The 8138-nt window shown below is 60.0% G+C and carries 7 protein-coding genes and 1 pseudogene; 4 read left to right on the forward strand and 4 right to left on the reverse strand.

Annotated elements, in window-relative coordinates; genetic code table 11:
- Nucleotides 1-161: 161 nt before the first annotated feature.
- Nucleotides 162-896: a Crp/Fnr family transcriptional regulator gene (locus tag U1872_RS22025; protein ID WP_332795025.1), complete on the reverse strand. Its 735-nt coding sequence runs from the start codon at nt 894-896 to the stop codon at nt 162-164.
- Nucleotides 897-1212: 316 nt separating this feature from the next.
- Between U1872_RS22025 and U1872_RS22030 the strand changes: the two genes are divergently transcribed.
- Nucleotides 1213-2682 (forward strand): HWE histidine kinase domain-containing protein, encoded by a 1470-nt coding sequence (locus U1872_RS22030; protein WP_332795026.1) that lies wholly within the window; start codon nt 1213-1215, stop codon nt 2680-2682.
- 45 nt (nt 2683-2727) lie between these two features.
- Here U1872_RS22030 and U1872_RS22035 read toward each other — a convergent pair whose 3' ends face one another.
- Nucleotides 2728-3135 (reverse strand): response regulator, encoded by a 408-nt coding sequence (locus U1872_RS22035; protein ID WP_332795027.1) that lies wholly within the window; start codon nt 3133-3135, stop codon nt 2728-2730.
- A gap of 267 nt (nt 3136-3402) precedes the next feature.
- On the opposite strand from U1872_RS22035, the gene U1872_RS22040 reads away from it, so the two are divergent.
- The gene (locus tag U1872_RS22040; protein WP_332795028.1) at nt 3403-4986 is read left to right on the forward strand and encodes an MFS transporter; all 1584 of its coding nucleotides are present in this window, start codon (nt 3403-3405) and stop codon (nt 4984-4986) included.
- 413 nt (nt 4987-5399) lie between these two features.
- Here U1872_RS22040 and U1872_RS22045 read toward each other — a convergent pair whose 3' ends face one another.
- Nucleotides 5400-5597, reverse strand: a complete 198-nt coding sequence (locus U1872_RS22045; protein ID WP_332795029.1) for a hypothetical protein — start codon at nt 5595-5597, stop codon at nt 5400-5402.
- A gap of 186 nt (nt 5598-5783) precedes the next feature.
- On the opposite strand from U1872_RS22045, the gene U1872_RS22050 reads away from it, so the two are divergent.
- Together U1872_RS22050 and U1872_RS22055 are read left to right on the forward strand one after the other, a co-directional pair.
- Nucleotides 5784-6791, forward strand: coding sequence for a manganese catalase family protein (locus U1872_RS22050; RefSeq protein WP_332795030.1), 1008 nt, complete (start codon nt 5784-5786; stop codon nt 6789-6791).
- A gap of 137 nt (nt 6792-6928) precedes the next feature.
- Nucleotides 6929-7486, forward strand: a complete 558-nt coding sequence (locus tag U1872_RS22055) for an alpha/beta fold hydrolase (RefSeq protein ID WP_332795031.1) — start codon at nt 6929-6931, stop codon at nt 7484-7486.
- 213 nt (nt 7487-7699) lie between these two features.
- Here U1872_RS22055 and U1872_RS22060 read toward each other — a convergent pair.
- Nucleotides 7700-8138, reverse strand: a pseudogene (locus tag U1872_RS22060) (hypothetical protein); the annotation flags it as partial.

The raw sequence follows: 8138 nt of genomic DNA on the forward strand, positions 1-8138 counted from the left end.
GCGTCCGCACAGCAGTCTTGGCGGGATGGCTCCCGCCGAGTTTACGAACCGCCCCCGCCAGGGGTATATGGACACCAAAGCTAAGTTATCAGCGGCCTGAAAACGGGGAGCACGTCACCGCGAAGGGGCGCTGAACGACCGCAAATGGGTCGTTGTCGACCTTATGCCAGCGGGTAAACCCCGTGCATGACGGTATCATAGTGATTCTCGATAGCCGTCGTGCAATCGCACGATGCGTCCCGAAGAACTTGCTCGTCCTTTATCACGAAAACGCCACGTCTAGTGGCGATCGTCCCCTCTTCCCGCAGCCTGCTTACCACCCGGGTAACAAAGGTTCGCCCGACGCCGAGAACCTGAGCCAGTTGCTCGTGGGTCATCGCAAATTCGGTGGAGTGCGTCCGGCTGACCGCGGCCAAAAGCCATTTCGCAGTTCTTTGCGAGATCGAGTGGGTGGCATTGCACGCGGCGGTTTGAAAAACCTGGGCTAGCAGGCAATCCGAGTATCGCGAAAACCAATGTCGGAGCGCGAGAGAATCCAACTTCGCCTGCTCGAGTGCCGAAGTTTTCACCCGCAGAAATCGTCCGCCGTAGCGAACTTGCGCCGTCGAATAAGCGGGAAGGTGACCGTTCGAAACAATCCCGCCGACCGCCCCTTCGGACCCAATCAAGCCGACCTCCACCGCGGTTGATCCGTCGTTCATGCCGATGCAGAATGCCGCCATAGCGGATCCGCACGGGAACCACGTATGGACGACCTCTTCGCCGGCACGTTGCAAAACGTCCTGAGCCTTAAGCTCAAACACGACCATGTGTGGCGCGAGCAACTTGCGATCGGTTTCATTCAGTGTTCCGAGCAGTACGTTGCCCGTGAGGTCGTCGGGCGTGGGGCCTAGCATAAGAGCTCCCGTGCCGCAGACGCCGCCCTCACGATCTGTGTGTACAAGTGGACCGACAACGCACTCTTCCTATGTTACCGGTGAACACAAACAACCTGACGGTCGCCGCTCCGGCTACCGACAGGGTGCCGGTGGCACCCTGGGCATAGCTAGAACCGGATCGTCCCTTGCCTTCACGCCTATACCGCTCGATCGGCCTTCTGGCAGCTAACGTCCACGAGGCGATTGTGTTTCCATTCGGTGGTGCTGCGCTGGAGCGTGGCTTCCCATTGGTCTCCAAAACCAGGGTGTCTGTGACACGCGATGGAGCCGGTTGGTGAACGACGATCAGGAGCACTCCCGGATCGAACACGAGCTGGTCCGAAAAGATCGCGGAACGGATCCCTTTTCAGCTGCCGTGCGCGCAACGCGGATGCCGATGGTCATCACCGATCCCAATCAGCTCGATAACCCAATCGCCTTCGTAAACGCCGCCTTCTCAAAACTCACCGGCTTTTCTGAGAGCGAGATCCTAGGACGTAATTGTCGGTTCCTGCAGGGTCCGGACACGGACCGGGGGGACGTAGCCCGCTTGCGCTCTGCGATCGTCAATCAAGAACCGATCGAACTGGAATTGCTCAACTACCGCAAGGACGGCTCCACATTCTGGAATCGCCTTTTGTGTTCGCCGGTCTTTAACGAAGCCGGCGAGGTGACCTACTTCTTCGCGTCGCAATTCGATGTGACGGTCGAACGCGAGCGCCTCGTCCGTCTTCAGCGCGATCGTGACGATCTCGAAGCCGAGGTAGGTCAGCGCACTAGCGACCTGCTACAGGCAGAAAGCCGGCTTCGGTTTGCGTTGGAGGCGGCTCAGCTTGGTTCCTGGAGCCTGGATCTCGCGACCGAGCGCATGACGGCGACCGACGGGTGCAAGGAAAACTGGGGTCGGTCGCTGACGGAGTCGTTTTCCTACGACGATATCAAGGCCGCCGTGCACCCCAACGACCGGGTACGTCGGGATGAGGCTCTTCGTGTCGCGCTGGAAGAAACCGGCGATTACGACGTCGAATATCGAATTCTCACTCCTGAGGGCGAGGAGCGGTGGCTTTATGTTCGCGGGCAGGTTTTCCGGCGCGCCGACGGCACCCCGTTGCTGCTCGTGGGGGTCTCCCAGAACGTGACCGATAGAAAGCGTGCTGAAGACCACCGCGCCATGCTCGCGAACGAGTTGAGCCACCGGGTAAAGAATATGCTCGCGACGCTTCAGGCAATCGTCGCGCAGACCCTGCGCAACGCCGTCACGCTGGAGGGAGCCGCCGAAACACTGGCAGGGCGCATTCAGGCGATGGACGCGGCCAACACGTTATTGGTCAACGACCATTGGGAAAGCGCCACGATGCGCGACCTTGTCGATCGCGCCTTGGCGCCTTTCGGCACCAACGATGACGATCGGATAAAGGTTAGCGGACCCGACATCGGCGTGCCGCCGAGCCTTGCGGTCGGGCTGGCTTTGGCACTTCATGAGCTTGCCACAAACGCCGCGAAATACGGAGCTCTTTCCGTTTCAGGCGGGCATGTAGCGATCAGCTGGAGCATTGACGAGACTACCAAGCCGGCGCGGCTGCACTTGCTTTGGCAAGAGGCGGGCGGCCCACCGGTTACTCCCCCGACCCGCATGGGGTTCGGATCAAAACTCATTCAACGGGTGTTGGCCGGCGAAATAGGCGGCGAAGCAAAAATCGAATATCATCCTACCGGCGTTGTCTTTTCAACTGTCACCCCACTACCGGCACTGATCGAAATCTGATCTTTTTCAGGCAGGCGATGGCTTGCGGCGATGCTTGAGGTAGGATCAGGCCGCAGTTTTCAGCGGATCGGGCTTTTTGCCATTGGGCAGTATCGTCCTCAGATGCTTGTGGATCATTGCCGCGGTGAACGGCTTCGACACAAACGTCGCCTTCTCCGGGAGATCGCCGGCGTCCGGGCCCACCCTGCCGCTTGCAATCACGATCTCGATCCAGGGGTAATGTTCCGAAACGTGGCGGGCTAGCGCAAACCCGTCCGTTGCGCCGGGCATATCGACGTCCGAGAATAGGAGCACGATGTTGGCGGCATGCTCCGGCAGCATCAGCAGCGCGGCATCACCGTGCTCAGCTTCGTGCGTGCGGAAGCCCGCATCTTCGAGGATGCCAGTCACGTCCATAAGGATCATCGGATCGTCATCGACGGCCAGCGCGTAGGGAAGGGTGGAAACTGCCATCGAGCCAAAACCATCGAACGATCAAAACGACCCAATCATTTTGAACTTGGGATGATCGCGTATCAGCCAAAATAAAATTCAAGTGCGGCTCGTTCGGGCCGATGTGGGTTTCTGAATGAGCGGCGGGTTTCGGGGAGGGGCAAGGGCGTTCTTAGCGTCAGCTTGTGGGTCGAGTCGTCCGGGTGCGACAGGGTGCGCATTGCGCTTCCGCTGGACGTTGCGGCGGATCATGGGCAAGTCCGACGTGAATATGGGGGGCGATCGGTGATGAAGGGTTTGAGCAGCACACTTTCGGACCGTCAGGCGTTATGGGCCTTTTTGCTTGGCTGCCTGGCAGTCACTGTGGGTGTGTGTGCCCATTTGCCGATGTTCGCGATGGCGCGGGCGATGCACTACCGTCTGGCCGGCATGCCGATGGACACGCCGATGCTAATTGGCATGGCGCTGATCGTCGCCGGGACGCTGCTCGCGGGCTATGGCCTGTTGCCCCGCAATTTGGGGGCGCAGCGCGCTTCCGCGGCCGATATCGTCGTCGCCGCGCCGGAGGACGCCCCACTGGGGCCGGCACATTGGGGGCTGATGGGGGTACTGGTCGTGGCGCTGGTGATCGACGTGATGAAGCCGGCCTCGCTCGGGTTCACCGTGCCCGGCATGATCAGCGAATATGGCGTGCCAAAGAAAACCGTCTCGCTGGTGCCGTTCTTCGCGCTGGCGGGCACTGTGACGGGATCGGTACTCTGGGGCTGGATCTCGGATGTGTATGGGCGCAAGGCGTCGATACTGCTGTCGGCGGTGATGTTCGTTGGCACCTCGATCTGCGGCGCCATGCCGTCGCTCGCCTGGAACATCGCGATGTGTTTCATGATGGGCGCCGCGGCAGGTGGCATGCTTCCGGTGACTTACGCGCTGCTCGCGGAGATGATGCCGAGCCGCCATCGCGGCTGGAGCTTAGTGCTCGTCGGCGGACTGGGGGCGGTCGGCGGCTATTTCGCGGCCAGCGGCCTATCGGCGGTCCTGCAGCCGATCTTTGGCTGGCGGATCCTCTGGCTCGCCAACCTGCCGTCTGGCCTGCTGCTCGTTGCACTGGGCGCGCTGATCCCGGAGTCGGCCAAATTCTTGCTAGCACGTGGACGAGTCGAGGAAGCGAAGCAGGTCATGCGCCGGTTCGGAGCAACGGCGCATCGCGCAAGCGAGATGGGGATCGTACCGCAGCGCGGCACCCAAGCGCTGACTGGGCTGCACTTGTACGGAAAACTGGCCGCGCTCAGTATCTGCGCGCTGTCCTGGGGCCTGATAAACTTTGGTCTGCTCCTCTGGTTGCCAGCAGATCTTGTGGCCAAGGGTTATTCGGTCGGCCTGTCTAGCCGAATCCTTGCCGAAAGTGCCTTGATTGCTTTCCCGACAGTGTTCGTCGCGGCGCTGCTGTACAGTCGATGGAGCACCAAATGGGCGCTGGCCACGATGATTGCCGTTACGCTAGCTGGTTTGCTCTTAGTCCTACAGCTCGAAGCGAGCGGAACGGGGAGTCCGGTCCTGCCAGTCGCGTTGCTGATCGTCGGTACGAACGGCATCATCGCGACCGTGCTGCCCTATACCGCTGAAAGCTTCCCGCTAGCGGTACGCGGCCGGGCAACGGGCTGGGTGGCCGCCTGTACCAAGGGTGGCGGCCTGCTGGCCCAGGGCCTGACGATCTCTGGAGTAGTGTTCTCGATGGGCGTGTCGTCTTTGCTGGTGATGATCCCGACCGCGATCTCGTTCGGCCTGGTGGCTTGGTTCGGCCGCGAAACGCGAGGGCGCGACCTGCGCGATCTCGACGTCGACACCGGTCAGATCGAACAAGCGTCGGCATAGGCACTGCTCGCAAGCTGTGCAGCATGCGAGCGGCGTCCAGTCGCGTAGATGCGCGTCTGCGAGCCTATTGGGTCTCCGCCGCTGCGCCGTTTGACCGCGCCCTGAACCGCGCCGGGTTTGCCGGAGGCTCCAACTCCTGAGAAGGTGGAGCCTGTATGAGCAAGACACGTAGATCGCCATATATGGGCCGTCGTGCAGACAGGTGACGCCGAGAAAGTTGGCTGGAACGGCACAAGAAGTTTCGCGGCGGGGGTGAGCGTCGCGGTGACTCGGACGACCGGCCAATCGGACGTTCCCGGGCACACAGTGAGGGAATGCAGCCCCTGCGCAGTCTTGAAGTTCAGCACGAGCGCCGATTTGGATTTGCTAGAGCGCCGCTTGATGTCGGTCTCTGCACCAGGCGTATGTGCTGCTCACACCGCTATTCCACCGCGGTCCGAACGGCGCACGATCACCCAAATCGCGTCCCGTCCCTCCATCACCCTCAGTTCACGCCCTTCGAGCGCCACTTGACCTAGCTCGCGCATTGTCACGGCTGCCAGTTCGGCACGAAGCGTCAACACCGCTGCGCTGACGCCCGGGATATCGGTCGTCCGTGTTTTCACATCCATGGAGCACCCCTGCTTTCATTCGACCGCCAAACATGAGCGGCATCCTTCAAGCAACATTGGTCGCGCCACATCGTTCCAGGGGAACGTGTGAGGGTTGTAAGTTGGCGACATAGTCGACAACAGTTCGTACTAGCACAGCGATAATAGCATATTGATACATATCAATTCCTATTTAGATTAGGGAACATGTTTGGTCTCAAGCGGTTCAATCAATTAGCGCCACGAAGGATCGTAAAAATGTTCATGCATAACAAACGGCTTCAATATACTGTCCGAGTTTCGGAGCCGAATCCGCATCTCGCCACTATGATGCTGGAGCAATTCGGCGGCGCCGATGGTGAACTTGCCGCAGCGATGCGTTATTTTACGCAGGGTCTTGGCGAAGACGATGCAGGCCGCAAGGACCTCCTGCTTGATATCGCTACCGAGGAATTGAGCCATCTCGAAGTGATCGGTTCGATTGTCGCGATGCTCAACAAGGGCGTCAAGGCGCAGCTTTCTGAAGCCGCGAAGAACGAAGCGGAGCTATATCAAATGATTGGCGCTAGCGGCAGTTCTGCCAAAAGCGCTTTGCTGTTCGGGGGCGGCCCCGCTCTTTGCGATTCCGCAGGCGTGCCTTGGACGGCAGCCTATATTGATAGCCGGGGCGAGCCGACCGCCGATTTGCGCTCGAATATTGCCGCAGAGGCGCGCGCCAAAATCGTCTACGAACGGCTAATCGCAATCACCGACGATCCCGGCATTAAGGAGGCGCTTGGTTTCCTGATGACTCGTGAAGTCGCGCATCAGAAGTCGTTCGAAAAGGCGCTTTATGCGATCGAGAACAACTTCCCGACTGGCAAGCTTCCTGGGATCGAGAAATATGCCAACCTCTACGTTAACACGTCGCAAGGCGACGGCGACATGAAGGGGCCGTGGAACTCGGGCGATCAATGGGAGCGGATTGACGATCTCGAAGAGACGATGCCGATCGACGGCGGCGATGGGACGGCCTCGGTTCGCCTTAGCAAGGACGACCAGAAGGTCGCCAAGCAACTCGCGGCGCGCACGATGTCCGATCCGGACGCGGACCCTCGCACCGGTGTCGATCTCGGCGCCGGCCCCGGTGCCGGACTGACCAGCGATGGCGACCAGGGCGGCGCGAAGGATATTGTTGACGCCGTCGAAAAAGCGGAGGCGATGATCGTCCAGTAACCGACCGGATGCGACAGGGACAAGGCGGAGTGGCTGAAAGGCCGCTCCGCCTTTTCCAATGGCTCGACCGTCGCGGCGTCTTATCGAAAATAACCGAGCGCGGCGCTTAGTCGCGTGCTGGAGAAACCGTCATTATCGTGCTGCGCCAATTTTTCGCGCTCCTATTGCTGCTTGCCCTGGCTGAAGCGGCGTATATGCTTTGGACGTGGTACCAGGGCAACTGGCTGCACGAAGCCGATGGCGCGCTCGTGCACATCCGGTGCTACTGGATGCTCTGGACCGGTGCCGGGTTGCTCGCGTGGTCGTTCGTCAATCGATCGATCCTTCGTCTGCTGCTTGCGTGCGCTGACGACGATCCGATGCTGATCGAGCGCGGCACCGGTCAGATGCTCGACAGTTCCAGCGGTGCAAAGGTGCACATTGAAACGTTCGGCGCATTGGAGGCCCCATCCCTGATTCTTACCCATGGCTGGTCGCAGAGCAGCCGCATGTGGTTTTACGCAAAGCGTGTTCTCGCCCGCAACTTCCGCGTGATCGTCGGGTACTTGGCCGGGCTCGGCAAGTTGAAACGTGCGCCTGAACGCGCAGCTGGCGATGGTAAAGGGTGTCAACAACATGGGGCCGCTCGAGCGCGCCCATCTTTACAACCTTGCGATCCTGGAGTTTGCGCGATTGGTGTTTCCCGCGAAGATTAGCGCTTGATGTTTAAGTTGTTTTCCAACCGCCTGGGGTGTGCGCTTAATCCTCGTTTCGGTCCTCGCCAATATTTTGCTTGTCAACGTCCTACATTTCAGCGGAATGTGTTAGCGGCAGCGGCCTTGCCAGGGTGTGCGTTCACCCGACCAGACGCTCCCCCTTTTCCGCGGCGTGACGATCAGGCCTCTCTAGGACCAAGCGTATGCGATCGATCAGCAGAGATGCCTCGACGTACTGCGCCGAGCGAGTTTACTCCCGAAGCCTCCGTTGCCATCGGCGCTGGCGACGGGCGGCCTTCCGCGTTCCAACCACGTGACGATAATGTCGTCGCCAGGGCTAGTGTTTGAAAGCTCGAGCGTTCGCATCACAATTGATAACTCGCCATATTCCATCGTATCGGTAGCACGCTCATGTATGGCGACCGGGAGGCTGAGCGTTGCGTTTTCGCCGAAGCCCATGCGATCGACAGCAGGATCTTGAAATCCAAATGTCTGCTGTTCTCCGAAGCCGACCTTTATCGATCGGACTGCGAATGGCGGCTTCTCTATCGCGGCCTGAGTCAACAGGCGCAGGCCACTTCCCGCCGCCGCGAGTGCGCCGGTCTGACGAATTGGTAGGCAACGAAGTTCAAATACTGTTTTCTGCCGAGCT

This window comes from Parasphingomonas frigoris (genome assembly GCF_036663815.1).
In the GTDB taxonomy this organism is placed as follows: domain Bacteria; phylum Pseudomonadota; class Alphaproteobacteria; order Sphingomonadales; family Sphingomonadaceae; genus Sphingomonas.

What these genes read in the sequence shown, in the direction of transcription:
- U1872_RS22025 (WP_332795025.1), bottom strand. Translation starts at nt 896, where the DNA reads ATGCTAGGCCCCACGCCCGACGACCTCACGGGCAACGTACTGCTCGGA.
- U1872_RS22035 (WP_332795027.1), bottom strand. Translation starts at nt 3,135, where the DNA reads ATGGCAGTTTCCACCCTTCCCTACGCGCTGGCCGTCGATGACGATCCG.
- U1872_RS22040 (WP_332795028.1), top strand. Translation starts at nt 3,403, where the DNA reads ATGAAGGGTTTGAGCAGCACACTTTCGGACCGTCAGGCGTTATGGGCC.
- U1872_RS22045 (WP_332795029.1), bottom strand. Translation starts at nt 5,597, where the DNA reads ATGGATGTGAAAACACGGACGACCGATATCCCGGGCGTCAGCGCAGCG.
- U1872_RS22050 (WP_332795030.1), top strand. Translation starts at nt 5,784, where the DNA reads ATGTTTGGTCTCAAGCGGTTCAATCAATTAGCGCCACGAAGGATCGTA.